The sequence below is a fragment of the Bacillus cereus group sp. MYBK15-3 genome (assembly GCF_051916765.1).
Taxonomy (GTDB): Bacteria; Bacillota; Bacilli; order Bacillales; family Bacillaceae_G; genus Bacillus_A; species Bacillus_A cereus.
In genome coordinates this window covers 557,604-583,567 of the sequence record NZ_JBQAHG010000001.1, presented here as the reverse complement: position 1 = coordinate 583,567, position 25,964 = coordinate 557,604, and the positions used below count along the sequence as shown (strand labels likewise).

Sequence of the window (25,964 nt, the reverse complement as noted above, 5' to 3'; positions counted from 1 at the left end):
TAATTAAGTAAAAGAGGGGATGAAAAAAGGAACGCTCATCATGTATGAGTCATTCCTTTTTCATAGATTAACTTGCCTGGTTTTTATTATTTTCTTTCAATTTCTCTGCTTGTAAAAAGCGATTCGTTTCAGCAACAACAATACTACTTAATCCAATTAGACCAATCAAGTTTGGAATTGCCATAAGTCCATTTGCAATATCAGCAAATGTCCATACGATTCCTAGCTTTAAATTAGCACCAATTGCAATCATAACAATAAAGATTGCTTTATAATATTTAACTGCACTTTCTCCGAATAAATAAGCTACACATTTTTCCCCATAATACGACCAGCCTAAAATAGTAGAGTAGGCAAATAAAATAATTGCGATACCGAGAATCATACTACCAGCAGTACCAAATACAGATTGGAATGCAAGTGTTGTAGCTTCAACGCCAGTTTTACCAGATCTCCAAGCACCTGTAGTAATTAATACTAGTCCTGTAATTGTACATACAATAAACGTATCTAGAAAAGTACCAGTCATTGAAACTAAAGCTTGCTTTGCAGGCGAATCAGTTTTTGCCGCCGCCGCGGCAATAGGGGCACTCCCTAAACCAGCTTCGTTCGCAAATACACCACGCGCCATTCCGATTTGAATAGCTGATGCAACTGTTGCCCCAATAAAACCACCAGCAGCTGCTGTACCATTAAATGCACCAGAAAAAATAAGTGAAAATGCTTCTGGAATTTGGTCGTAGTGATAGAAAATAATTATAAGACCAGCAATTATATAAAAGAAAGCTTTAATAGGAACGACATATCCCGTCACTTTCCCAATTTTTTTTACACCGCCTAAAATAACAATTGCGATTAAAAATGACATTACTATACCAGTTAAAGCAGGAGGGAAAGAGAAATTAATTCGCATTGCCTCTGCAACTGAGTTAGATTGCACCATATTACCAATACCGAAAGAAGCAGTTGTGCCGAATATAGCGAATAATACTGCCAGCCATTTCTTACCTAAACCACGCTCTAAATAATACATTGGTCCACCTGAATATTCACCATTTTCATTACTAACACGGTATTTTACTGCAAGTATTGCCTCGGCATACTTTGTTGCCATACCGAATAAAGCGGTAATCCACATCCAAAATATTGCACCAGGACCACCAATTGTAACCGCTGTTGCAACACCGGCTATATTTCCCATACCAATCGTTGCGGCCATAGCTGTCATGAGTGCTTGGAAGTGACTAATATCTCCAGAAGAAGAAGTATCTTCTGATTTTTTAAACGCTAGTTTGTGAGCGTATAATAGTTTACTAAACTGTAAACCTTTCAAACGCTCTGTGAGAATGATACCTGTTCCAACGAGTAGCAACAAAGTTGGTAATCCCCACACGTATTGATTCATTTGTTCTAATACTTTACTTACTGTCTCCATCTTTATTCTCCTTTATTTAGAAAAAATAAAAACCACTTCAAGTAAATGAAATGGTCTCTGGAGAAACAAGGGATAGAAAAATAAACCGATACAATCGGCTTTTTCTTTCGCTTGTCTCTGTCCTTTTACCTGAGAGATTATCCGCTAAAGTAGCGGATTTGCTCCTTCGGTGCTCGTTTTCCTCCGCGCTCTATGAAAGCGAGAGGGAGTCTCTCCAGAGATTCGTCCCCATGCAGTTCTACTTGTAACCAAGACCTGAGAGTTTCAAAGTTGGTATAACAACTTCTTGCCCCGTCGGTAGATCAATAGACCTTCTCCTGAATGGTTCATCCGAATTATAAAATTTATAAACACATTGATTGTAAATCAATAAAAACATTATAGACATACAAATTGTGAATTGCAATCATTTTTTATTTTAAAATAGTAAATAGTTTTATTTTTTTGTAAGTCCTAATTTATCTTCAACTTCATTTAAAGTAGATAAAGCGATGACAATATGTTGATCCGCAAGTCCTAAAGCTTGTTTTGTTTTTTCAATAGTTTCATCGGTTGGAGTAGAGTTATTTGCTCCGTCTATAATCAAATTTGCTGCATTTTTCATGAAATTTGATGCGGATTTAAACTGATTTGTGAATTGAAGTAGTTGTTTTTGTATATCTATATCTGTTATGTTTTCTTCAATTTTAAGCGTGTCTATTTCGTTCATAATTGTTTCGTACTGCTTGGAAACAGCACTCATTGTAACTAATAGTTTATTTCGATCTACTGAATCTCCATTTGTGTTAATCTCTTCCCAGGCAGGTAACCAATCTTTTTCGATGATGTCATTATAATGAGTAGTCAATTCATTAATTTTAGGTTGTAATTTAGTTTTGAAAGTTTTTGTATCCGCTGTTTCTACAGTTGCTTTTTCGTTGTTATTTTTAACATTAGTAACATAGAAAATCGTACCGAAAATGATGAAAATAGAAATAACAACTGTCCATTTAGTAAAAAGTAATTTCCGCAATATGTAACGCCTCCAAAATTTAAAAACTTATAATTATAATATATAACAATAATGTTGTTTAAAGTAGAGAAAATAGGTTAGAAATAATTTTAATTATTTCTTTTTTATACATAAATAATTAAAGTTAGTAAAATGATGAAAGTTGTATGCGAGAAAAGAGGGTTTTTAGTGAAAATGAATAGAAGAAAACTGGTTTCAAGTATTTCAATGGTTATGTTATTAGTTGGTTTAATTGCATTCATATTTATGAATAAAGAATCTAAAATTAAAGGTTTTCCAGTACCAATGTCAGCAATTCATATTAACGATGATAAGAAAGAGGACTATCAATATATAAGTGTAATGCCTATTACAAAGGCAAATGGATGGGAGAACTTAGGGGAAAACGGGCATACTGTTAGTTTTAAAAAAGGGGAGCGGAAGGTAGCAGTAGTACATTATCCGGGAGAAATTACGTATTATTTATTTGAAAAATAATTGATGATAAGAGAGATAGGAAGTGAATGATATTGTAGGATTGTTTACTTTCTATATCTTTTGATTTTTAATTCTGAATTATTTAAATTATAATTACTATGTGTATAGAATAAAATAATATTTAGTATGGAGATGACAAATTGCCAAGTATAAAAAAGATAGGTCGTTTTTGTTCTACTGATGATGAAGGATATATTATAAATGATGCACATATTGAAAAAGTTCAACCTATATTTATGGAGGTAATACAAGAAATAAAAAATACTTGTTGTGAATTGTTACAGGATGATTTACACAGTGTTTATATAAGAGGCTCAATTCCAAGAGGGATTGGAATTAAAGGTATTGCTGATATAGATGTAATTATATTAGTGCGAAAGGATCCTAAATTAATAGACTTAAGTTGGCGAAAGAAACTAGAAATTAAAATTTTGCAAAAATTCAATTGTATAACAGGAGTGGAATTGAGTTTTTACAGTGAAAAAGAAGTGATAAATTCCAAGAGTTTTTCTTTTATAAGCTTCATGATACAGACACATGGAGTATGTATATTTGGTGAAGATGTAACATTGTCTTTGCCTAAATATAAAGTAAGTCAGGAGTTAGCCTATGAACATCTTATTCAATTGGGAAAACAAATTGGACAAGCACGCAAAGAGTTAATACATAATAAAGGCGTGGAAGATATAGCTGATTGTTGTCGTTGGATTATGAAGATAATAATCAGGTCAGGTCTAGCATTGACAATTGAGAGAGAAGGACTTTATTCCAGAGACTTATATCCTGCCTATGAATTATTTAGTAAGCATTTTCCCGAACAAGAAAAAAATATGAGAAAGGCATTACAATATGTAATTGAACCGATAAATGATATAAATGAAATTTTATTATTTTTAAGTACGTTTGGTGAATGGCTGATAGAAAGAGCGGCTGCTTTTTTGAATACTATAGATAACTAGAAGAATATAATTATGTTATGTAAATAAATGAACGATCTAAATGTTCGTGATTTTGCAGACTATTATGGGATCCCGGAAGATGTGACAAAAGGAAGTTCAAATGGATATTTAACAGCCTATCTTTTAAAGTATCGTTTTTGTGGGAACAGAAAAAATAAATATGCGTGTTGAACAAGGATACGAGATGAAAAGGCCCTCTTTAGTACATATAAGAGCTGAAGAAATAGAGAGTAAAAATAATGTTCGTTTAGGAGAAAAGTAGAAAGTATTGCAGATGGGAAATGGAATGTAAGATAAGGGGGAATTAAAAATGTTACTAAAAACAATCTACTGTAAGGTGGAAGAAGAGAAAAAGGAATTGTTTTCAAATTCGCAAGGAAAATGGCGTGATATACGGCACCTAGATGGTTTTCATGGACAATTTGGTGGATGGTATGAAGATGAGGCATGTGTATTTACTTTATGGGAAGATAGAAGTACATATCAATCATTTATGAATGGTGCTCACGATACAATTTATTTAAATAGTAATCAAGAGGATACGTTTCTTTCATGTGAAATTGAATTATTTCAAACGTTGTATGATATAACTGATACGCATTTGAAAGACGTTGTTACAGAAGGATCATTCGTAAGAGTTGCTATATGTGATGTAAAGATGGAAAAGGAAAATCATTTTTTACATAAGCAAGAAACAATTTGGGATAAAGGAATGGAAAAAGCAAAAGGAATGTTAGGTGGAGTAGTTGGGAAGTCTTTAAAAAATAAAAATCGTTACATAGTGTTAACGTATTGGAAAGATGAAAAGACGCACCAACATTATGTGGAAGAGATTTTCACAGATTTATATAAATTAGCTAATATTCATGAAGAGATAGAAGAGATAAAAGGAAAACAAGCTGTATGTAAGGAAGAATGGCTTGTATATTAAACGCTGAAAAAGTGCATAAATGAATGTATAATAAAGAGATTTTCTTATAAACAAGTAATTAATAGAAGACGTTATATACCCTTTCATGTTAATATATTTAAGTTATAATAGGAGGCTTACCCTTTTGTATTGTACGGTAGAAGCAGTGTGAGCTTGAAATTTTTTTAGAAAAGGATGTGCCTAATTTGCGTATCAATAAATTTATTAGTGAAGCTGGAAAAGCGTCTCGACGTGGAGCGGATAAACTAATTAATGAGAGAAGAGTAATTATTAACGGTAAGGTTGCAAAAATTGGTGACCAAGTGAACCCAGGTGATGATGTACGAGTAAATGGAGAGCAGCTTCGAATTGCTCGAGATCACGTATATATCGCTTTAAATAAACCAGTAGGTATTACATGTACGAGTGAAAAATCAGTAAAAGGTAATATTATTGATTTAGTGAATCATCCTTTACGAATTAGCCACATTGGACGTCTTGATAAAGACTCTGACGGTTTAATTTTGTTAACGAATGATGGCGATATTGTTAATGAGATTTTACGTGCTGAAAACAAACATGAGAAAGAATATATCGTTTCAGTAGATAAGCCAATTACACCTGATTTCTTAGAGAAAATGGCAGCGGGTGTTAAAATTTTAGGAACAAAAACGCTTCCTTGTGAGATTACACAGTTATCAAAATATGAGTTCCAAATTATTTTAACACAAGGGCTAAATCGCCAAATTCGCCGTATGTGTGAAGCTTTAGGTTATCAAGTATACACGTTAAAACGTACGAGAATTATGAATATTGAATTGAATAATTTACCAGTTGGGCAGTGGAGAGATTTAACGAAGAAGGAGAAAAGACGTCTATTTGCAGACTTAAATTACGAACCACAAGATTGGTAAAATTGTGAAGTGAAACCAAAAAAATTTGGTTTCGCTTTTTTAAATTAAATAAATAATTTTTTTAAACACTTGCAAAAATAAAATGAATAAGATATATTAAATAACAATAAATGGATGTTTTACAAAAAGCAAAGAAAAGGACACGAGTTATTTTACCCGGTTATACAGAGAAGGAAGGAAAGCTGAGAACTTCCTAACGCAGAAAAATAACTTACCACCTTAGAGCTGCACTAGGGAAATTAAGTATCTAGTGCCGTGTATGCGACGTTATCGCAAAAGAAGCCATTATGTTTTTTTGTGATGGGAATCTGGGTGGAACCACGGATATAAGCATATTCGTCCCTATATTTAGGGATGAATATGCTTTTTTGCATTCAATTTCATAATAAGCGAAGAAAAGGACACGAGTTATTTTACCCGGTTATACAGAGAAGGAAGGAAAGCTGAGAACTTCCTAACGCAGAAAAATAACTTACCACCTTAGAGCTGCACTAGGGAAATTAAGTATCTAGTGCCGTATAAACGACGTTACCGTAAAAGAAGCCATTGTTTGTTTACAATGGGAATCTGGGTGGAACCACGGGTAAAAGCACGCTCGTCCCTATTTTAGGGATGAGTGTGCTTTTTATTATGAAATGGAGAGATGAAAAATGAAAGAACAAATGATTGAAATTAAATTTCCAGATGGTAGCGTTAAAGAATTTGTAAATGGAGTTACTTTAGAAGAAATTGCTGGATCCATTAGCAGTAGTTTGAAAAAGAAAGCAGTTGCGGGGAAAGTAAATGATGGATTATATGATTTACGCCGAAATATTGAAGAAAATGCGGAAGTGGAAATCATTACTATAGATTCAAATAAAGGGGTAGAAATTGCAAGACACTCCGCGGCACATATTTTAGCGCAAGCTGTAAAAAGATTGTATGGTCATATAAATCTTGGAGTAGGGCCTGTTATTGAAAATGGATTTTATTATGATATGGATCTTCCAAGTAGTGTAAACATAGAAGATTTACGAAAAATCGAAAAAGAAATGAAAAAGATCATAAATGAAAATATAAAGATAGAACGAGTTGAGGTTTCTCGAGAAGAAGCAGCTAAACTGTTTCAAGAAATGAACGACCGCTTGAAATTAGAACTTTTAGAAGCAATTCCTAGTGGGGAAAGTGTAACACTATATAAACAAGGTGAATTTGTAGATTTATGTAGAGGACCACATTTACCATCTACAGGTTATTTGAAAGCATTTCAATTAACTCACGTTTCCGGTGCATATTGGCGAGGTGATAGTAATAACCAAGTGCTTCAGCGCATATATGGTGTTGCATTCTCTTCTCAAAAAGAATTAGAAGAGTATTTACATTTCGTTGAAGAAGCAGCAAAAAGAAATCATCGTAAGTTAGGCAGTGAGCTTGAGTTATTTATGTTTTCTGAAGAGGCTCCGGGAATGCCGTTTTATTTACCGAAAGGACAAATGATTCGTAACGAATTGGAAGCATTTTTAAGAGAAATTCAAAAAGAGTATAAGTATCAAGAAGTACGCACTCCGTTCATGATGAACCAAGAAGTATGGGAGAGATCAGGGCACTGGGGACATTATAAAGATAATATGTATTTCTCTGAAGTAGATAATAAAAGTTTTGCATTAAAACCGATGAACTGCCCAGGGCACATGCTTATGTTTAAAAATAAATTGCATTCTTATCGTGAATTACCGATTCGTATGTGTGAATTTGGTCAAGTACATCGTCATGAATTTAGTGGTGCGTTAAACGGATTATTAAGAGTACGTACTTTCTGCCAAGATGATGCACATTTATTTGTAACTCCAAAACAAATTGAAGATGAAATTAAATCAGTAATGGCGCAAATTGATTACGTATATAAAACTTTTGGATTCGAATATGAAGTAGAGCTTTCTACTCGTCCAGAAGATTCAATGGGTGATGATAAATTATGGGAGCAAGCAGAAGCGGCATTAGAAAATGTATTACAATCGCTAAATTATAAATATAGACTAAATGAAGGTGACGGTGCATTTTACGGGCCGAAAATTGATTTTCATATTAAAGATGCTTTAAATAGAAGCCACCAGTGCGGAACAATCCAGCTTGATTTCCAAATGCCAGAGAAATTTGATTTAAATTATATAGATGAAAATAATGAAAAGAAAAGACCAGTTGTTATTCACAGGGCAGTTTTAGGGTCATTAGATCGCTTCTTAGCAATATTAATTGAGCACTTTGGAGGTGCATTCCCGGCATGGGTGGCACCAGTTCAGGTGAAAGTCATTCCAGTTTCGAATGCAGTTCATGTACAATACGCAGATGAGGTTGCGGATAAATTAGCACAAGCTGGTGTTCGTGTCGAACGAGATGTGCGAGATGAAAAATTAGGATATAAAATAAGAGAAGCACAAATGCAAAAAGTTCCTTATATTCTTGTTATTGGGGATAAGGAACTGGAGAACGGAGCTGTAAATGTACGTAAATATGGGGAAGAGAAGTCGGAAGTTATTGCGCTAGACGTATTTGTGGCAACTATTGAAGAGGAAATAAAGAATAGAAAATATTGATTGTAAAGAAAACACACTATTAGCAATTAGTGTGTTTTCTTTTTTATCTTACAAAAATGTAAGGTAAATGTAAGCGAAATCGAGGGAACGAGTTGTAGAAAAATGAGAATATGAAGTAGGAAAAAGGTTCATGTTACAGGTGTAACTCTTCTTGAATGAATAATTAAAAAATTCTTAAGAATTCACATGACAAAATAATAAGAAATATGTGAGAAATTAATTTTATACAAAAGGGATGGAGTGAAAGAGATGTCAACAAATGTAGTTACTGTAGAAAGTGTAGAAAAAACGTATGGGAAAAGAAATGAGAATCAGTCAAAAGCATTAAGGGGTGTATCGTTAAGTATTAAAGAAGGAGAATTTGTCGGGATCATGGGACCTTCTGGTTCTGGAAAAACGACTTTACTTAATGTGATAAGTACACTTGACCAAGCGACAGGTGGTAGTGTGACAATAGCTGGTACAAATATTACTTCTATGAAGGGCAATGCGTTATCTGATTTTCGCTCTCAAAAATTAGGTTTCATTTTTCAAGATTTTAATCTTCTAGAAAACTTATCAATTTATGAAAATATCGCTTTACCACTTTCTTTGCAAGGCGTACCGTCAAGTGAGATTACTGGAAAGGTAAATGACGTTGCGAAGAAATTAGGCATCACCGAAATTTTAACAAAATATCCGACGGCTGTTTCTGGAGGACAAAAGCAAAGAACAGCGGCGGCAAGAGCTTTAGTACATAATCCAGCAATTGTATTAGCAGATGAACCGACAGGTGCGCTTGATAGTAAAAACGCAAAAAGTTTATTAGAAGCAATGCAAGATTTACATGAAAATCATAATGTAAGTATTTTGATGGTTACACACGATGCATTTAGTGCAAGTTATTGTGAGCGTATTTTATTTATTCAAGATGGTCTTCTTTATAAAGAATTAAACCGTCAAGGTACTCGAGAGAATTTCTATCAAGACATTTTAGGTGTGCTCGCTCATATGGGCTCAGCTGCTGAGTCTAAGTAGGGGGCGAAACTATGTTATTTAAATTATCACGTCATAGTATGAAAAAGATGTTAAAAGATTATATGGTTTTACTTATTGGCCTCGTTATTAGTATTAGTATTTTCTACATGTTCCAAACGATGGCGATGAATAGTGAATTTACGAAAGATAATAGCCTAATTAGTAGTATTAGACTCGTCTTTTGGGTAGGTGCAATACTATTATCTTTCATTACTGTATTTTATATTATATATGCCAACTCTTTCTTACTCACGTTAAGAAGAAAAGAACTCGGTATGTACATGATGCTTGGTGCGAAAAAGAAAAAAGTAGCACAGTTATTATTTATTGAAACATTCGGTATGGGGATTGTCAGTATTATTATCGGTATTTTAGTAGGGATGTTACTTGCAAGTGTAGCAGGAAACTTTTTAATGAATGGAATGGAAATTTCAGCAAAAGGTAGTTATGCATCTGTATACACACCAGCAATTTTAGTCACAGCTATTTTCTTCTTAATACTATTTTTCATTACTGGCTTAATGAACAGTGTCCGATTGTTACGTAAAACTGAATTAGAGTTAATTCGTGAAGATGAAACACTAGATGAAGTGAAGAAAAGTAAAACTCGCATTATAATAATGACAGTACTTGGTGTATTACTAGTAAGTACAGGGTACTATTTTATGATCAATGTAAAAATATATGCTGAATTAGGTTTTATTATAGCAACCATCGTTACAACACTTGGAACATATTTTATCTTTAGTTCATTACTTCCATTTTTTGTGATGAAAATTAAGGGGAATAAAAAACGAAATGAAACTGGTCTAAATAGTTTTACATATGCACAGCTACGCTTTCGAGTAAATAGTTTATCGAGAGTATTAGGTACTGTAGCAATGTTAATTGCATTAGGCGCAGGTGCGATGACGGCAGGTATGGCGTTCCAAAAAAATGTAGGTATTATGACAGACTTTTCTCGTGTATATGATGTTGTAATTCATGATCCGAATGATCAAGACAAAGCTGCCTTAAAAGAAATGGAAATTGTTGAAGAAAGCAAGTACAAATATAAAGTAGATGGAGAAGCGGTTTATTATTTACGTAACGACTTAACTGCGAAACCGCCACTTGTTTCAGACCATTTTGATACAAAAACTTTAAAAGAGCCTGTTCGCAAACGTGTGACTGAACCTTTAACTGAACCTGTATATTCAGCTTTAGAGGCTCCTGAATTAGCAAAATTCCCTCATATGCCAAAGGATTGGGAAGACGCAGTTGTAAGAGAGATACAAATTACGCATAATCAATTTAGCGGAAAACCAGTAAGAATTGCAGACGAAGAGCATTATAAAGGGATTCAAGGAACAGAACATACTGTAACATTAGCAAAAGTAGATGATATGAAAAAATATAAACCGTTATTGATCGAAATAGATAAGAGACAAAAAGCACAAATTGAAAAAGCAACAGGTGAAAAGGTAGACTTATTTACGAAAATGACAATTTATCAGTTTATGAACAGCTTCATGAGCGGAACGATGTTTATGGGATTTTTCCTCGGAATTGCCTTTTTAGCAATGATGGCAAGTTCCCTTATGTTCAAAATATTAACAGGTGCTTCTCGCGACGTACGCCGTTATGAAATGTTACGAAAAATTGGTGTGAGACGTAGTATGTTAACGAAAAGTATATATAAAGAAATTTCATATTTATTTATCTTCCCAGCGATCATTGGCATTTCTCACGTTTTAGTTGGGCTTAACTTATTCAGCTTTATATTAGTTGACCCGTTTGTGAAAGTGTGGGTGCCAATAGGAATCTTCTTAGTCATTTATTTCATGTATTACTGGATAACTGTTCAACTTTATAAAGGTATGGTAATGCCGAAAGAAGAAGTAGCTAAATAGTTTATGAAAAGAGTCCTTGTGTTGAGAATAAGGGCTCTTTTTTATGTTTTTTATAAAGAAGGAAAAGATTGGATAATGGTCGAAAAATATAATGTAACTTCCAAGAAATTACTAAAATAATACTATTTTGTCGAGAGAAAGGATACGAAGTATGAAAGAAATGCTACAGTTATTTCGCAACAAAGTGTATGCACGTTTTTTCTAGCAAATATTTTAGAGCGACTCGGTTCTATGATTGCTGGAATTTTTTTAATATTTTATTTGCTAGATTAATACGGAAAACAACCAGTTTACGCAACGATGACACAAATTATGATTGCATTACCTGCATGAATCTTTTTTCTATTAGTAGGGACAGTAGTGTATCGTTTTGATAGACAACGTATATGTACAGTAAGTAACATATGTTGTTCGCTCTGTAATATTGGAATCCTAATTTCGCTTTATTACGGGATGATTATACTTGTCTTTATATTTTTATTTTTGGAAAATGCATGTATACAATTTTTCTCTCCATTAGAACAATCGATGATACAGGGAGTAGTTGAATCAGACCAATACGGTGCAGCAGCAGGTATTAATCAAATGGTAAATAGTTTGTATGCTTTGTTTGGTGTAGGAATTGCAACGATGGTGTACTGGACTTTTGGGATTTATCGTGTTTGGTTGATTATTTTTTGTTACGTGTTTATTCCAAGCTATTTTACTAAGTGGGAAAAAGCGAATTCAAGGTATGGTTGAAGAGGTTTGATTTTTTCTGAATATTCTTTTTTAAAGGGGTAATAGTTATGTTGATGCGAACTGCTAAGTGGTGTGGGATTACTTGTTTACAATTATTCGCTGCAATTCTATGTATAATCTGTTTAGGTGCGCTCCCTCGATTATTTAAGGGATTACAAATTGATTTAATTGGTTTTTGGAACACGATTGTGTTTATTGGAGGAAAGTTACTCCAACCTTGGGAAATTACATATGGATTTCGAGATTCGAGGAAATTATTTCCGCAAATATGGATTCATTATTTAGAGACAATGTTTGTATTTATTTCGGCATTTTTACTGTCATTACTTATTGCGTATGTTCTCGTTGTGTGGGTATTACAACGGTCTCAATCAAAGCAACGAATGTGGAATGGGATTTTTGTTGTACTTGAAAGCATCCCAGATATTTTAATAATTTTATTATCGCAACTTCTAGTCGTAATAATCTTTCAAAAGACAGGCTTTATGCCAGTAAAACTAGCGGGGATTGGGGAGGAAAGGGCTCGCCTATTGCCAATAATATGTCTAACTTTGCCTACAACACTATTATTTATTAAGCTACTACTATTACGTTTCAGAGAAGAATTAGAGAAAGATTATAGTATATTTGCTAAAAGTAAAGGGCTTAGTTTACGACATATTTTAACAAATCATATTTCAAGAAATGTTTTGTTAACAACAATCTATTATGCAAAAACAAATATTTTATTTATGTTATCAAATTTATATATTATTGAATGGATATTTAATACGTACGGTATGTTTGTTTTTGTAAAAGAAAATTCGAAATTAGAAATATTTACAGTAAGTTTAATTATATTATACGTACCGCTTTTTATACTATTTCGTTTATTACATACGTTTTTACAAAATGTAATAAAGGAGCGTGTTTAGCATGTGGCAAGTTGTAAAAAGAGATGTGAGATTTTGGTTTGGTGTTACTTTTTTAAGCGTACTTATGATTGTTAGTATTGGAAATACTTTATTTTTCGATGGGAATATCCGTGAACTTACGATGATGTATAACGAAAAAGGAGAACTAGAGGCTGCTCCATTTTCACCGTCGAATAAATTTTGGTTCGGTAGTGATGAGAAAGGACGCGATCTTTTCCAGCTAATAATAGAAGGAGCGAAATGGACAGTTGGTGCGAGCGTAATTATAGCGATTCTACGAGTTATAGTTGGAGGAGGTATTGGTTTGCTTCTTGGTATGTATAGCAAACGTTCTTTTCCAGTTATAGCATCTTTTTTTGATCCGTTCAGCATTGTACCTATGGTTATGATTTCTTTTTTTGTGTTAAAGGAAGTTTTAGTGTTTGAAAATGGGACAGTACCAGAGCCGTTTCATTTAAGGCTAATATTTCAAATGGTTATCCTTACATGTTTAGCGGTACCAACAATTATGTTATATACAGCGCAGGAAGTCCGTCGGATAAAAAGAGAAGAATTTATGATGGCAGCAACTGTGCTTGGGGGCAGTAAATGGCATAGAGTGAAAAATCACGTATGGCCACACGTATTACCATCATTTTTTTTACTTGTTGCTCAACAATTTGTGAGTACTTTATTACTTCTCTTGCATCTTGGCTTGTTAGAGTTATTTTTTGGTGGAACAATTATCTTTGGTACAGAGGCAGATAGTGTAACAAAAGAATGGACCGGCCTAATTGGTCAAAACTTCCGTCATTTAACTACTCATACATGGATTGTACTTATACCGATTGCTTTTTATAGTATGACAATTTTAGCTGGAAATCTAATTAGTAATAGCATGCAAGATGCGATTAAGTTAGGAAATGTGAGAAAGCTAGAGAGGGAAAGTAAAGAATTACAAGTAGAGAAACAAGTACAACCAACTATGAATGACTTTTCTTTTTATAAAGAGATACAAAAATAAAAAAAGATAGCTGAAGACAAATTGTTTTCAGCTATCTTTTTTCGTTTAAAGTGGAGGTAAATCAATCTTACCTTCTTCAAATAATTCTTTTATCATATGCTTCGTATAACCAGCGGCTTGACCAAATGTGATTTTTGCTGGCATTGGTGCTTCGTTAGCATCTACAACTACATCAATAATACACGGTTTATTTTGTTTTACTGCATTTTCGAAAGCGGGAAGGAGCTCATCTAAATTCTCAACACGGTATCCAATACCTCCACACGCCTCTGCATATTTTGCGAAATCTGGGTTCGTTAAGTCTGTTTCGAATTCGATATTACCCATGACTTCTTGCTCGAATTTAATCATCGCAATTTTATTATTGTTTAATACGACGACAACGATTGGTAATTTATATTTTACAGCTGTTACGAAGTCATTCATCGTCATTCCAAATCCACCATCACCACAAACTGCAAATACTTGTTTATCCGGGAAAGCAATTTTTCCAGCAAGTGCACCAGGTAAACCGCAGCCAAGTGTTGCGAGCCAGCTAGAAATGATAAATTGTTGGTTTGTCATACGGAAGTGTCTTGCGGTCCATACTGTTACATTTCCAACATCGACTGATAGAATTGCGTCATCATGTGCTACTTGCTGCAGAGCATGCATAACACGTTGTGGTTTAATTGGAATGGAAGAGTCTTCTTCTTGATCATGTAATTTATCTTCCCACTTTTTCATCATTTCTTGGTGCTGTTCTAAGAAGGAATGGTCTGTGTGTTCTTCAACATTTTCAATTAACCATCGTAATGTTTTATCAGCATCACCAGCTAAACCAATATCTGTCGCATAACGTTTCCCGATTTGGGCAGGATCTGTATCGATATGAATTGTTTTTGCTTTTTCAGGTAAGAAGCCGGTGAACGGATAAGAAGTACCGACCATAATTAAAGTATCTGCATGCTTCATTGCTTCATAAGAAGGTTTCGTTCCAATTAATCCTAATCCACCAATACAAAGAGGGTGTTCATCAGGAATAATTCCTTTAGCAGGTAATGTAAGTACGATTGGAGCACCAATATGTTCTGCTAATGCAAGTAAAGATTCTCTCGCATGTTTTGTTCCTTTTCCAGCTAAAATCACAGGCTTTTTCGCTTCATTTATTGCGAGTTTCGCTGCATCTAAATCTTCTTTTTGTGGAAATAATTCAGGCAAAGTAAAAGAAGTGTTTGTAACACGGGCACCATTTTTCACTTCAAATTTCGGGACATCATCTGGAATAGTAAGAACGGATACACCTTTTTTCGTATAAGCCATTCGAATTGCTTGATTCACTACGGCAGGTAGTTGCTCTGCTGACATAATACGCTGGTTATAAACCGCAACATCATCAAACATTCTTTCTAAATTTACTTCTTGGAAAAAGTCCGTTCCAAGTAAATCGGTTTCTACTTGACCTGAAATTGCTAGAACAGGGGCTTTATCGAGTTTCGCATCATATAAACCATTTAATAAATGAATAGCACCAGGCCCTGCAATTGCCATACAAACGCCAAGTTTTCCTGTTAATTTTGCATAGGCAGCCGCTGCTAATGCACCAGCTTCTTCATGGCGAACTTGAATGAATTTAATTTTATCTTGTTTTTTTCTTAAAGCTTCAATGATAGAATTAATGGAATCTCCAGGCATACCGTATATGTGCTCTACTCCCCAATCAATTAATAAATCAACTAATGCTTCACCTGCTGTTTTCCCAAACATAATTGTTCCTCCTTATAATAGGTAGATAACATTATGTTTTGAATAAAAAGGAAAAATATACAAGTAAGAAATTTATCTAGTTATTTGTAATCCAAGAATCAGTGTGGGAGGAACAAAAGTTTCACTTTAGCAACTTTAATGATGACCAGCGAATAAAGTGAACACTGTTATTAGTAAAAAACCACTAGTTGCCCACATTAGAAATGTAAGGAAAGAGAGCTGTTTCTTAGCTTTCCAAAGCATTTCATGAATTGTGACATATCCAAGTGAACCGATAGCACTTCCCATAATGAGGCCTTGCAGGTGAAGAGCTTTTCCTTCCATCAAAATGCCAAAAACTGTGCCAGTACCGAGAATAAGAGAAAGTAATAAAGTCGTTAATAAAAAGGAAATATATTTATGTTTTGTAAAAAGAAATGGAATAATTAAAGCTAATCCTTCTGGAATATGGTGAACGACAATTGCTATTAAAAAGGGAATGGCAGAGTCATTATGATTTATAAAAGCTGTACCTAACGCAAATCCACTCGGTATATTATGAATAAATATAGCGAAAGAGAGAAAAAGGAAGGTTTGCCATGCTTGTTGATCTTTTTTATGTATCATTGGATGGTGACAATAGTTATCTAATAAGCTCATAACTAAAATACCGATAGCTATACCAAGTATAGGCCCAACCATTTCGTAGCTTGAAAATGTTTCAGGAATAATTTCAAGGGATAAAAGCCCAAGTAAAATACCACCACATAATGCGTATAAACGATGCATCTTTTCTTCAATGAGTTGGCGTGTTGCTACTCCAACAGCACCTCCTAATAGTAATCCACCGAACGAAAAAAATGTTACAATCATTGGAATCCATAAACGTTCCATAGTATCACACTCCGATTTTATTCCCTTATTTTTAGCTTACGAAAAGGAAAGTTAGATTAGTCCAAGTAATTGTGTTTGATTATAGAGAAAAAAGTAGTGATTCGTTATAATTTATATATTAATTTTAAGTGAGAAAATGAAAAGGGGAATTGGTTATGCAACAAATTAAAAAAATAGGAAACTCATTTTGGTATATGACACCTGTTTCTGAAACAGATAGGCCTATATTAGGAATGGTCGTTGGACAAGAAAAAACGTTAATGATTGATGCAGGAAATTCAGAAGAACATGCACAATTATTTTTAGAAATGTTAAAAGAACAAAATATATCGAATCCTGATTTTGTAGCATTAACGCATTGGCATTGGGATCATATTTTTGGATTATCTGTATTACAGAATACATTAACTATTTCGCACGCTGAAACGAAAAAAGAAATGCAGGCAATAGTATCTTATGAATGGACAGATGAAGCGTTGGACGCACGCGTAAAAGAGGGTACTGAAATTGCATTTTGTGCGGATTGTATCAAGAAAGAGTTTGAAGAAAAAGCGAGAAATATTAACATTATTCCTCCAACCTTAACGTTCCAGGATCAAATGGAATTAGACCTTGGTGAAGTGACATGCGTGTTAAAACATGTGGGCGGAGATCATGCGCATGATTCAGTTGTTATGTACATAAAAGAAGAAAAGATATTGTTTGTAGGAGATTGTATATATGCAGATATTTTTTCTTCAAAGTGGAACTATACGACGAAAAGAACGTTTAAATTGATAGATGAATTAGAGAAATTTGATGCTGAGACATATATTCTTTCTCATGGGGAAGCGATAAATCGAGAGGAGTTTTTACAAGAGATTCGCATGTTAAAAGCAGTAGGAACTTATACAGAAGCTCATAAGGGCGATGAAGAGAAGATAAAGGCAGCGTACAAACAAGAGCTAGATAGAGAATTAAATGCAGATGAGTTAGAAACAATAACGTATTTTGTCAATGGTTATGAAATGAATAATCTGTAAGACACTACATTAATCAAATATAATTAAATTGCACAAAAAGAGTATTGAAATTTAATTCAATACTCTTTTAAATATTAAGTTCCAAGCAATTTCTAAATTTTTTGGCTGGTTCATCATCTGGATTTATACCACTTTCAAAACTGGTAGTGAAAGGTAACCACTGCCAATCTTCGCATCCTACAAAAGCTACTCTTGACCAATTCTCAATGAATTCAATGAAATTATTCGCAATCTTATACCCATGTCCTTCTCCATCGTCGTGGCTTAGGTAAATTATCGGAGCATCTATATCATCTTTCATATCAAATGCTAAATAATCTCCATTTCCCACTTCACAAAATGCTAATTTGTTGTGCCAAACTACATCATATTCATCATCTAGATTTGAAAAAACCTCGTCAACCAAGTCTTTACGTTCTTTTTCGAATTCAGAAAGACTTTTTAAACTCCAGTGGGGTGTTCCGCAAAAAATATCAGTAAATTCATTTGGTAGCTCTACATCGTCAGGTAAAAACCAGCGTAAGCTAAAATTTCCTGAGAACTCTAAAAGTACTTTTTTGAAGCTATTTGGTAGTTTAATACCCAGTTTTTCTTCTACTTGGATTATTTGTTCAAGGGAAGATGGTTCATCTATACAAACTTCTTGAACTTCACCACCTATGTATTTAATTCTAGAAGTTATAATTTCTATTCGTTCTTTTAGTAACTCATAATCCATCTTATCACCTCATGTTATATTAATTAAAGTATATCATTCTTAATAAATTTTTTCGTGTTATTAAGGTTTTTAGTAGAAGCTTTCTTTGCTAATTCAGTAATATATTCAAAGAAAACATCATGTTTTACATCATAAACGACATTTACAGGTCGTCCATCAGTAGTTTCTTCTGTACGTCCTTGGCTTGGTCCGTATGTATGAACGATACTATTAATCGTTTCAGTTTTTGCAAGGCTAGTGTTTCCGACAAAAGCGGTAGTTAGTACATCCCATAAATAGTAAGTAGAGTTCGTTGAGAAGTGAACGAGAGGAGGGACCATTGCATAGCATTGACCAAGGAAATCCATACCAATATACTTTCGCTCTTTTGCCCACTGTTCACGTATGTTTATAGTTAACGGAACTTGGTTTGTACTTTCTAGTGTCACTAAGTCGATTTTAATTTTTGCATCCCATACACGAGCCACTGCTTCAGGGTCCCAAAACGAATTCCACTCAGCTGTTCCATCATGCTCTGGTTCATGTACATTGCCAGCTTTAAGAAATGTACCACCCATCCAAACGAGGCGTTCAATTTTATCTTCGATTATGGGAGCTTCATATAATGCACGAGCAAGGTCAGTTAGGGGCCCAGTAAATAATAAAGTTGTTTTTCCTTCCGTTTGTAGAAGCGTTTCTATTAAATGATGATGCGCGGGTTTTGCCACCACGGGTGTTACAACTTTTCCAGACTCATTTAAAATTGGTAAAGCATCTACATAAAATGCATGCATCCGCCAGTCTTTCGGAAACGGGTTTTGCCCACGAGAGTTTGAAGCGGCTACTGCAATATTACCTTTGCCGAAGCGATCAATAATTTTACGACTTGCAGACATTGCGGGTTCTAAATAACAGTCTGCTGGGATAACAGATACACCGGTAAGTTCAACGTTTTCCATTTGAAGTAATAAAAATAATGAAATTAAATCATCTACGCCGCCATCATGATTGAAGTACACTTTTTTCTTCATTGTAATCTCCATCCTATATGATTTAGTTAGAAATTAAATATGAATTGAGGAAAAGTCATCAATAATTTCCACCACTTCAATTTCTCCATTAATCAGTAGCTCAGGAAGATCATTTCTAATATTTCCTTTCCAATACTCTCTAGCTTGTTCGATTTTTTGAGAAAAAGGAATTCCATCTTCTTTCGGTAAAAGATTCCCGTCACCTTCAAAAGAATTTCCGATCACTCGTAGTTTAACAATCTGTAAAACTTCTCGATTGTAAGAATCAAATAATGTTTTCCATTTTAAAGCATCTTCATAGCTTTTTGAAGCGTATAAACAAGATAACCTGGAAGGGTATTCAGGGAATTCTTGTAGTCTAACCATTTCTACAATTGTTTCTCTAACTGCTCTAATTGTTTGATCCATATAACTCATAACTACTTTAGTATTTTCATTATTTATATGTAATTCGTTATTTTTATAGTGTTTATTTAAAATTTGTATGCCATCTTCACCACTAGCATTTAATTGTTCTCTTTCAAAAAAGAAGTGATATAGAGTATTGTGTTGATTTTTGTTAAAAAGAATGATTTGTCCGATATGCATTTTTTTCCTTGTTACGATGTGATATGCGTAAAATTCTGCTTCATTCATGGTTATCCTCCTAGTAATAGTGTAATGCAATGTTAAATTTAGTAATTCAACATTGCGATATATATAACCTCTATAAGTAAAAGTGAGAATTTGAGTAGAAAGGAAAAAATGAAAACGTTTTAAATTTGTTCACAAAATGTTCACTTACGAAGGGGTTTCCAATGTCGATATAATGACAAAGACTCAAAGAGAAAGGGTGATGAAATTTGCCAACAACAAGAAAGGAAAACCTCCAATTTGGCATGATGATGTGCCTTGGGATGGTTATCGTAATGACGTTTTACAATTTACTAATGAATGAAACAGGAGGACCAATTTATATTAAAGAGATTGCATTAGAACTATTAATTGGCTTTATTATTGCACTATTAATTGAAATATGTATCGTTGGACCTTGTGCGAAAAAAATTGTATTCATATTGCCATTTGATAAATCTAAAAAAATAAATATTATCGTTGCAATGGCGACAACTATGGTAATTGGAATGGTGTTCTTTATGTCATTTTTCGGTATGGCTATGATGTATTTACATGGTGGACTACAAGGAGATTCATTTGTTTCCATTTATTTTACGATTTTTATTAAAAATTTCATAATGGCATATCCATTACAATTAATTATTATGGGACCGCTTGTACGTTTCTTATTTGCAAAGTTTGTTATGAAAAAGAAATCTTTTAATGTAGCGTAATTTTAATTTATAAAACATTATATATAAATAATAAAAAACACATCTCGCATTTTTGAGGTGTGTTTTTTTGTTCATTCCAAGTTATTTTCATAGTGATGTGACATTTGTCCTTTTGCCATTATAGGATGATGGTTTTTAATTAAGTCAGAAATAAAGGAGGAGATGATTTTTTGAAAGGTATTATATTTGCTATTTTTGCGGGGATATTTATAACACTTCAAGGAACCTTTAATGCGAAACTTAGTTCACATATCGGTATATGGTCGACGAGTATTATAACCCATTTAATTGGATTCATTATTGCAACAACTGTATTTTTGTTAAAGAAAGAAGAGAAAATAACGGATTTAAAGAGTGTGAAAAAAATATATTTAGTAGCTGGTGCACTTGGTGGGTTAATCATTTGTGCAGAAACAGTAGCGATACATGCAATGGGAGTTACAGTAACAGCGGGAACACTTATGGTTGCTCAATTATTAACAGCAACTTTTATTGAGATGAAAGGATTATTTCAAATGAAAAAGATACAGATGGAGAGATATCATATTGTGGGAACAATAATAATGATTATAGGTATTGTTGTATTTAATATGTAAATGAAAGGAGAAATGAATATGGAGGATAGATCAGGTTTAATTACGCATTATTTGAAAACCAATAAAACGCTCGAGGTTTTTTCAGAAATAGATACAGCTTATTTTCAATTAAATCACTTTGAAAAAGGCGAGCTCATTTGCAATATAGATGACGAAATGGATCGTTTATATTTTGTTGTTAAAGGTAAAGTAAAAGTTTATACGATTACACCTGAAGGGAAGAAACTAATTCTTCGCTTTATCAATCCATTGGCCATTGTTGGTGATATTGAACTAATTCAAAATAGCAAAGCACATAATGTCGTTGAGGCTTGTTCAGATGTTGTAGCAATCTCTATTTCTAATACGGTTATTAGAAACAAGTTATTACATGATCCTATATTTATAAAGTTCTTGCTTGAAAACATTGCGAACACATTAAAAATATCGACTCGTTTTACTGCTCTTAATTTACTTTATCCTGTAGAAGTACGTGTAGCTAGTTATTTGCTTTCAATTTCAACAGATAGTAACGGGAATATGTATAAAGAGGATTTGGATGCAACTTCGGTAACGAGTATTGCGGATTTTATAGGGGTAAGTTATAGGCACATAATACGGGTATTACAAAGATTTTATAATGAAAAATTAATTGAAAAGAGTAATGGAGTTATTGTAATTAAAGATTTTTGTAGAATGAAGGAAGTCGCTAAAGATAATATATATGAGCAATGAAAGGGAGGGGTAGATTTTGATTGGATTTAGTTTAGCTATATTAGCAGGAATATTAATTAGCTTACAATCTGTTTTTAATGCAAAAGTAAATGAAAATGTAGGACAGTGGTTAACGACTACATGTGTCCTTGGAATAGGTCTCATTAGTTCTATTCTATTTTATATCATTACAGAAAACAGTATTAACATTAAAGTGTATACTACAAATTATTTGTTTTATGTAAGTGGACTGTTTGGCATCGGGTTAATTATTTGCATAATGGGTGCAATAAAGAGCTTAGGTCCAGCATATACAGTGCTAATTAGTCTTATTACTCAATTGGTTGTTGCGTTATGCATTGATACATTTGGATTATTTGGAATGGAGAGTATTCCATTACAAGTAAATAAATTAGTTGGTATAGGTTTATTAATTGTGGGAGTAGGAATTTTTAAAAATCTATTTTTGAATAAGAAAGCTATTCATATAAATGAGGATAGTGTCTAAAGAATATAAAGGGAAAAAGTGTAAATGGTCAGAACTTATACATTTAGATAGTAACAAGTGAGCGATGAGGAGAGAGGATAAATGAATCAGTTAATGTTGCAAGATGGTATACACTATTTGAAAATCAATGGGATTATGCATTGGTGTAAAGTTGCAGGGACAGCTCATAATACAGTCCCTCTTATTATAGTACATGGTGGTCCAGGTGGTAATCATTATGTATTCGAAAGAACGCTTGGTTTGAAGTTAGAAGGAAATATGACTGTAGTTTATTACGAACAAAGAGGTTGCGGACGAAGTGAGGCACCACAAGATGACGGTGAGTACTCAATCAATACTCTAGTCGAAGATTTAGAGGAATTAAGAAAGCAATTACATGTAGAGAAGATAAATTTGTTAGGATATTCTTTTGGTGGACAACTTTGTTTAGAGTATGCTTTGAAATATCCAAAAAATGTTGAACAAATGGTATTACAAGCACCATCGTTAGATGATTTTAATGATATGTATACTGTGCAGATAGAAGGTTTTCTACAAGTAACGAAAGGGGAAATGAAAGAACAAATATTGATAATAAGTAAGTCAGAAATTCCTTTAAAAGAAAGGTATAATCAAGTTTGGAGTATAGTTGATACAAAAGCTGTAGATCGATTATTGTTTAAAAATGAAGAATTTGCAAAGCTAAATCGGAGTCTTTGGGAGGAAAGTCAGTTAAGTAATACAGGGAAGATGAGCAAAGTTATTTTTGGAACAAAATCATCTTTACCGCTTATTGAGCGTATTAAAGGTTTAGAAATTGATACGTGTGTCATAGTTGGAGCGCATGACTATAACACGGGTGTAGGAATGAGTTATAGAATAACGAGACAATTGAAAAATGGTAAACTTGTTATATTTGAAAATAGTGGACATTTCCCAGATATCGAGGAGACGGATAAAGTATGTGAAACGATTATTGAGTTTTTGGAATAAAAGGGGGATATTAAGGTCGAACCGAATTAATAGAGTTGAATTGGTTATTAGGATATTAAATCATGTAATATGCTAATTGTTTACTTGTAATTGAGGAAGAATCAATTAGTGTATTTGGAAAATAAGTAAAAAAGACCTCGTAAGGTGGAGGTCTTTTTTACTTATTATTTAATATTTTGAACTTATATGAACTGAAGTAGAAGAGTATGATAAGCAATTTCAGGCAACGAGAATATAACCGAATATAAAATATTACTAAACGTATATAACTAATGAATACAATGTCTTTTTCAGTTATTAAGTTGTAAATCATTTTATGATAAAATCTTTTACATAATTTAATAAAGGGGTAGTATTCAATGGGTTATTTTTCAAATGGTTTATTAGTTTTGTTTGTGCTAATCGTATGCAGTTGTATATTTTTTGGTTGATAATATAATGAGAGTCTTATATAAAAGAAGTTATCTTAAGTGAGGTAACTTCTTTTTATTTTATATTGAGAAGGAATTCTATCTTTCTTATTGAAGTTTGTTCTAGTTATTTTTACATCGATCACATTTGTGTAAAGGGAATTTTATGAAATATAAACAAGCCAGAGAATAGGGAGTGTTTACATGGAAAATAGTATACGCTACACAAGTGAACACCCTACAGATTTTAATGGATTATTATCCTTATACGAATCTTTAGGATGGAATTCTCTTAAATTAACGGTTAACGAGTTAGAACGAATGTGTAAGCAAAGTTGGTATGCAATTTATGTTTTTGATGATAAGAGGTTAGTAGGGATGGGGCGTGTCATATCAGATGGAGTCATAACAGGCATTATTTGTGGAGTTGGTGTATTGCCAAAATATCAGTCTAGTGGCATCGGAAAAGAAATAGTGAAACGATTAATCCAGCACTGTGAACAAAACAAGGTTATTCCACAACTTATGTGTGTAGAAAAATTGCAATCTTACTATGAATCTATAGGGTTTGAAGCATTCTCTATTGGAATGACAAAACATATTATAAGATAGAGGTGCTTTATCCTGCTATTTGTCGGGTAGTAAAACCCCACGGATTAAAGTTTCACTTTATATTTTCAGTTTACTTGTACATATTTTCAAACTTCAACATAAAGGAGAATGGCTGTATGGAGATTGCTAAAGGAGTAGAAATGTTACAACTTGAATTTCAAGAATTTGTTATTCATCCAATTCTTTTATGGAATGATGAAATGGCAGTATTAATAGATACGGGTTTCCCAGGACAAATTGAAGATATACAAGTAAAGATGGAAAAGGTTGGGGTATCATTTGATAAGTTAAAAGTCGTGATTTTGACGCATCAGGATATTGATCATATAGGTAGTCTGCCAGAATTGTTGCAGCGCTGTCGAAGTAATATTAAAGTTTATGCGCACGAACTAGATAAGCCATATATCGAGGGGGATTTACCTTTATTGAAGGACGGAAATGTAGAGAACCGCCCAAAAGGAAAAGTGAGTGATACTGTGATTGACGGGCAAGAACTTCCGTATTGCGGTGAAATACTAATTCTTCATACTCCAGGGCATACTCCGGGTCATATTAGTTTATATTTGAAACAAAGCAAAATTCTTATTGCAGGAGACTCTATGTATAGTGTGAATGGGATGTTAGGAGGAATTCACGCCCCAACAACTATAAATATTAAGGAAGCAAAGCAGTCTTTGAAGAAGTATTTAAATTTACATATTGAATCTGTAGTTTGTTACCATGGGGGGATTAAGTAAGGAGAATATAAATGTTCAACTTCAAAATTTGTAAAGTTAAAATGGAGTTTTTTGTTAAGTGACGTTGAAGTATAATCTGATTATTAGTATATAAATAAATTATAAAAGAGCATGTTTAAAAAAATTAAACATGCTCTTTTATTAAAGTAAATCAGTTTAATATGAATGACCTAACCCATTCCAATAAAAAGAAACGATTTCTTGTGCTAATTCATCTATATTTGCCAGAATAGGATTGTGATTTTCATCTTTAAAATTCCCAATTGATAATAAAGATACGAAAGCATGAGCCACAAATTTAGCGTTTCCTTTCGGAATTTCTCCCATGTGCATCGCAGTATCGAGTGCTTTTTCTAGCACTTCATACATATTATTTTCAGCATTTTTTAATTCCTTCAATTGTTCTTCAGATAACGACAGTTTAGCATCTTTCATAAAATTTTTCATATCAATATCCATCGTTGCGTGTAAGTAAACTTTGGCGAAGTCTAATAATCTTTCTTCTAAAGTTTTGTTTGTAGAGAGTATTTGAGACATATTCTCTCGTATACGTATCATCATTTGGGTCATAGTAGCGGTAAATAAATCGGCTTTTGTTGAATAGTAATAGTAGACGGTTGCTTTCGTAACACCACAAACTTTTGCGACTTCATCCATAGAAACGACTTGATAATTTTGTGTAAGAAATAAGCGAGTTGCCACTTCTAAAATGGTTTCTTTTGTAGATTTTGTATTTTTATTTTGACGTGGCCTTCCGAGAGGACGTTGTTTTTGTTCCAAATCCATTCGCTCCTGACATTTATTCTTGAGATAATTATAACATAATTTTCAATCATTCTTGATTAATTAACCTACCAGTATATATAATTAATAATGAAGGAAAAAAGGAAGG

General features: G+C 33.3%; 24 protein-coding genes, 2 pseudogenes, 1 riboswitch and 2 other annotated features. Of the genes and pseudogenes, 18 read left to right on the top strand and 8 right to left on the bottom strand.

Annotated features, from left to right (window positions below):
* Nucleotides 1–67: 67 nt before the first annotated feature.
* Together ACTFR8_RS02950 and ACTFR8_RS02945 are read right to left on the bottom strand one after the other, a co-directional pair.
* Nucleotides 68–1,435, bottom strand: a complete 1,368-nt coding sequence (locus ACTFR8_RS02950; RefSeq protein WP_252209957.1) for an alanine/glycine:cation symporter family protein — start codon at nucleotides 1,433–1,435, stop codon at nucleotides 68–70.
* A 107-nt stretch (nucleotides 1,436–1,542) separates the two neighbouring features.
* Nucleotides 1,543–1,663: riboswitch (glycine riboswitch) on the bottom strand.
* Between the two features lie 208 nt (nucleotides 1,664–1,871).
* On the bottom strand, nucleotides 1,872–2,447 hold the full coding sequence (locus tag ACTFR8_RS02945) for a hypothetical protein (protein ID WP_001228757.1): 576 nt from the start codon (nucleotides 2,445–2,447) through the stop codon (nucleotides 1,872–1,874).
* Between the two features lie 132 nt (nucleotides 2,448–2,579).
* Between ACTFR8_RS02945 and ACTFR8_RS02940 the strand changes: the two genes are divergently transcribed.
* From ACTFR8_RS02940 to ACTFR8_RS02895, 10 genes and pseudogenes are all read left to right on the top strand, one after another.
* Nucleotides 2,580–2,924 carry a hypothetical protein gene (locus tag ACTFR8_RS02940; protein ID WP_046392680.1) on the top strand — a complete coding sequence of 115 codons (345 nt, stop codon included), beginning with the start codon at nucleotides 2,580–2,582 and terminating at the stop codon, nucleotides 2,922–2,924.
* A 140-nt stretch (nucleotides 2,925–3,064) separates the two neighbouring features.
* The gene (locus tag ACTFR8_RS02935) at nucleotides 3,065–3,883 is read left to right on the top strand and encodes a hypothetical protein (RefSeq protein WP_001139241.1); all 819 of its coding nucleotides are present in this window, start codon (nucleotides 3,065–3,067) and stop codon (nucleotides 3,881–3,883) included.
* Between the two features lie 310 nt (nucleotides 3,884–4,193).
* Nucleotides 4,194–4,814, top strand: a complete 621-nt coding sequence (locus tag ACTFR8_RS02930; protein WP_000925172.1) for a YdbC family protein — start codon at nucleotides 4,194–4,196, stop codon at nucleotides 4,812–4,814.
* 185 nt (nucleotides 4,815–4,999) lie between these two features.
* Nucleotides 5,000–5,707: a 23S rRNA pseudouridine(2604) synthase RluF gene (gene rluF / locus ACTFR8_RS02925; RefSeq protein ID WP_001222170.1), complete on the top strand. Its 708-nt coding sequence runs from the start codon at nucleotides 5,000–5,002 to the stop codon at nucleotides 5,705–5,707.
* Between the two features lie 122 nt (nucleotides 5,708–5,829).
* Nucleotides 5,830–6,054, top strand: a binding site (T-box leader).
* A gap of 36 nt (nucleotides 6,055–6,090) precedes the next feature.
* Nucleotides 6,091–6,313: a binding site (T-box leader), on the top strand.
* A gap of 44 nt (nucleotides 6,314–6,357) precedes the next feature.
* Entirely contained in the window at nucleotides 6,358–8,280 is a 1,923-nt protein-coding gene (gene thrS, locus ACTFR8_RS02920; protein ID WP_252209958.1) for a threonine--tRNA ligase, read from the top strand.
* A 249-nt stretch (nucleotides 8,281–8,529) separates the two neighbouring features.
* The gene (locus ACTFR8_RS02915) at nucleotides 8,530–9,297 is read left to right on the top strand and encodes an ABC transporter ATP-binding protein (protein ID WP_000106426.1); all 768 of its coding nucleotides are present in this window, start codon (nucleotides 8,530–8,532) and stop codon (nucleotides 9,295–9,297) included.
* Nucleotides 9,298–9,308: 11 nt separating this feature from the next.
* Nucleotides 9,309–11,189 carry an FtsX-like permease family protein gene (locus ACTFR8_RS02910; RefSeq protein ID WP_000897859.1) on the top strand — a complete coding sequence of 627 codons (1,881 nt, stop codon included), beginning with the start codon at nucleotides 9,309–9,311 and terminating at the stop codon, nucleotides 11,187–11,189.
* Between the two features lie 151 nt (nucleotides 11,190–11,340).
* Nucleotides 11,341–11,846: pseudogene (locus tag ACTFR8_RS02905) on the top strand (MFS transporter); the annotation flags it as partial.
* A gap of 131 nt (nucleotides 11,847–11,977) precedes the next feature.
* Nucleotides 11,978–12,844: an ABC transporter permease subunit gene (locus tag ACTFR8_RS02900; RefSeq protein WP_000929104.1), complete on the top strand. Its 867-nt coding sequence runs from the start codon at nucleotides 11,978–11,980 to the stop codon at nucleotides 12,842–12,844.
* A 1-nt stretch (nucleotide 12,845) separates the two neighbouring features.
* Nucleotides 12,846–13,847, top strand: a complete 1,002-nt coding sequence (locus ACTFR8_RS02895; protein WP_000267875.1) for an ABC transporter permease subunit — start codon at nucleotides 12,846–12,848, stop codon at nucleotides 13,845–13,847.
* A gap of 45 nt (nucleotides 13,848–13,892) precedes the next feature.
* Here the strand turns inward: ACTFR8_RS02895 and ACTFR8_RS02890 are convergent, their stop codons facing one another.
* Entirely contained in the window at nucleotides 13,893–15,593 is a 1,701-nt protein-coding gene (locus ACTFR8_RS02890; protein WP_000467235.1) for a pyruvate oxidase, read from the bottom strand.
* 135 nt (nucleotides 15,594–15,728) lie between these two features.
* Nucleotides 15,729–16,466, bottom strand: coding sequence for a ZIP family metal transporter (locus ACTFR8_RS02885; RefSeq protein ID WP_000440632.1), 738 nt, complete (start codon nucleotides 16,464–16,466; stop codon nucleotides 15,729–15,731).
* A gap of 155 nt (nucleotides 16,467–16,621) precedes the next feature.
* Here ACTFR8_RS02885 and ACTFR8_RS02880 point away from each other — a divergent pair, with 155 nt between their 5' ends.
* Nucleotides 16,622–17,488: an MBL fold metallo-hydrolase gene (locus ACTFR8_RS02880; protein ID WP_001184110.1), complete on the top strand. Its 867-nt coding sequence runs from the start codon at nucleotides 16,622–16,624 to the stop codon at nucleotides 17,486–17,488.
* 67 nt (nucleotides 17,489–17,555) lie between these two features.
* Here ACTFR8_RS02880 and ACTFR8_RS02875 read toward each other — a convergent pair whose 3' ends face one another.
* From ACTFR8_RS02875 to ACTFR8_RS02865, 3 genes are read right to left on the bottom strand one after another with little or no spacing between them, the layout of a single operon-like run.
* On the bottom strand, nucleotides 17,556–18,206 hold the full coding sequence (locus ACTFR8_RS02875) for an SMI1/KNR4 family protein (protein ID WP_252209960.1): 651 nt from the start codon (nucleotides 18,204–18,206) through the stop codon (nucleotides 17,556–17,558).
* A 23-nt stretch (nucleotides 18,207–18,229) separates the two neighbouring features.
* Nucleotides 18,230–19,228: a nucleoside hydrolase gene (locus tag ACTFR8_RS02870; protein ID WP_100635413.1), complete on the bottom strand. Its 999-nt coding sequence runs from the start codon at nucleotides 19,226–19,228 to the stop codon at nucleotides 18,230–18,232.
* Between the two features lie 21 nt (nucleotides 19,229–19,249).
* Nucleotides 19,250–19,852: a DUF2441 domain-containing protein gene (locus ACTFR8_RS02865; RefSeq protein WP_001001044.1), complete on the bottom strand. Its 603-nt coding sequence runs from the start codon at nucleotides 19,850–19,852 to the stop codon at nucleotides 19,250–19,252.
* A gap of 206 nt (nucleotides 19,853–20,058) precedes the next feature.
* On the opposite strand from ACTFR8_RS02865, the gene ACTFR8_RS02860 reads away from it, so the two are divergent.
* From ACTFR8_RS02860 to ACTFR8_RS02830, 7 genes and pseudogenes are all read left to right on the top strand, one after another.
* On the top strand, nucleotides 20,059–20,544 hold the full coding sequence (locus ACTFR8_RS02860; RefSeq protein ID WP_009326921.1) for a hypothetical protein: 486 nt from the start codon (nucleotides 20,059–20,061) through the stop codon (nucleotides 20,542–20,544).
* A gap of 170 nt (nucleotides 20,545–20,714) precedes the next feature.
* On the top strand, nucleotides 20,715–21,140 hold the full coding sequence (locus tag ACTFR8_RS02855; protein ID WP_000676010.1) for a DMT family transporter: 426 nt from the start codon (nucleotides 20,715–20,717) through the stop codon (nucleotides 21,138–21,140).
* Between the two features lie 18 nt (nucleotides 21,141–21,158).
* Complete coding sequence (locus tag ACTFR8_RS02850; protein WP_000390200.1) at nucleotides 21,159–21,854, top strand: Crp/Fnr family transcriptional regulator; 696 nt, start codon at nucleotides 21,159–21,161, stop codon at nucleotides 21,852–21,854.
* A gap of 16 nt (nucleotides 21,855–21,870) precedes the next feature.
* Entirely contained in the window at nucleotides 21,871–22,341 is a 471-nt protein-coding gene (locus ACTFR8_RS02845) for a DMT family transporter (RefSeq protein WP_000579010.1), read from the top strand.
* Between the two features lie 81 nt (nucleotides 22,342–22,422).
* Nucleotides 22,423–23,313, top strand: a complete 891-nt coding sequence (locus ACTFR8_RS02840; protein WP_001072681.1) for an alpha/beta fold hydrolase — start codon at nucleotides 22,423–22,425, stop codon at nucleotides 23,311–23,313.
* Between the two features lie 614 nt (nucleotides 23,314–23,927).
* Complete coding sequence (locus ACTFR8_RS02835; protein WP_000431735.1) at nucleotides 23,928–24,335, top strand: GNAT family N-acetyltransferase; 408 nt, start codon at nucleotides 23,928–23,930, stop codon at nucleotides 24,333–24,335.
* 116 nt (nucleotides 24,336–24,451) lie between these two features.
* A pseudogene (locus tag ACTFR8_RS02830) lies at nucleotides 24,452–25,106 on the top strand (MBL fold metallo-hydrolase).
* 122 nt (nucleotides 25,107–25,228) lie between these two features.
* On the opposite strand, the gene ACTFR8_RS02825 reads toward ACTFR8_RS02830, so the two are convergent.
* A complete protein-coding gene (locus ACTFR8_RS02825; RefSeq protein ID WP_000436039.1) occupies nucleotides 25,229–25,852 on the bottom strand; it encodes a TetR/AcrR family transcriptional regulator in 624 nt (207 codons plus the stop codon).
* Nucleotides 25,853–25,964 lie beyond the last annotated feature (112 nt).

Coding starts and splice junctions, on each gene's coding strand:
- ACTFR8_RS02865 (WP_001001044.1), bottom strand. CDS start 19,852: ATGAATGAAGCAGAATTTTACGCATATCACATCGTAACAAGGAAAAAA.
- ACTFR8_RS02890 (WP_000467235.1), bottom strand. CDS start 15,593: ATGTTTGGGAAAACAGCAGGTGAAGCATTAGTTGATTTATTAATTGAT.
- ACTFR8_RS02840 (WP_001072681.1), top strand. CDS start 22,423: ATGAATCAGTTAATGTTGCAAGATGGTATACACTATTTGAAAATCAAT.
- ACTFR8_RS02915 (WP_000106426.1), top strand. CDS start 8,530: ATGTCAACAAATGTAGTTACTGTAGAAAGTGTAGAAAAAACGTATGGG.
- ACTFR8_RS02880 (WP_001184110.1), top strand. CDS start 16,622: ATGCAACAAATTAAAAAAATAGGAAACTCATTTTGGTATATGACACCT.
- ACTFR8_RS02850 (WP_000390200.1), top strand. CDS start 21,159: ATGGAGGATAGATCAGGTTTAATTACGCATTATTTGAAAACCAATAAA.
- ACTFR8_RS02930 (WP_000925172.1), top strand. CDS start 4,194: ATGTTACTAAAAACAATCTACTGTAAGGTGGAAGAAGAGAAAAAGGAA.
- ACTFR8_RS02940 (WP_046392680.1), top strand. CDS start 2,580: ATGATGAAAGTTGTATGCGAGAAAAGAGGGTTTTTAGTGAAAATGAAT.
- ACTFR8_RS02875 (WP_252209960.1), bottom strand. CDS start 18,206: ATGGATTATGAGTTACTAAAAGAACGAATAGAAATTATAACTTCTAGA.
- ACTFR8_RS02895 (WP_000267875.1), top strand. CDS start 12,846: ATGTGGCAAGTTGTAAAAAGAGATGTGAGATTTTGGTTTGGTGTTACT.
- ACTFR8_RS02835 (WP_000431735.1), top strand. CDS start 23,928: ATGGAAAATAGTATACGCTACACAAGTGAACACCCTACAGATTTTAAT.
- ACTFR8_RS02900 (WP_000929104.1), top strand. CDS start 11,978: ATGTTGATGCGAACTGCTAAGTGGTGTGGGATTACTTGTTTACAATTA.
- ACTFR8_RS02885 (WP_000440632.1), bottom strand. CDS start 16,466: ATGGAACGTTTATGGATTCCAATGATTGTAACATTTTTTTCGTTCGGT.
- ACTFR8_RS02870 (WP_100635413.1), bottom strand. CDS start 19,228: ATGGAGATTACAATGAAGAAAAAAGTGTACTTCAATCATGATGGCGGC.
- thrS (WP_252209958.1), top strand. CDS start 6,358: ATGAAAGAACAAATGATTGAAATTAAATTTCCAGATGGTAGCGTTAAA.
- ACTFR8_RS02950 (WP_252209957.1), bottom strand. CDS start 1,435: ATGGAGACAGTAAGTAAAGTATTAGAACAAATGAATCAATACGTGTGG.
- ACTFR8_RS02910 (WP_000897859.1), top strand. CDS start 9,309: ATGTTATTTAAATTATCACGTCATAGTATGAAAAAGATGTTAAAAGAT.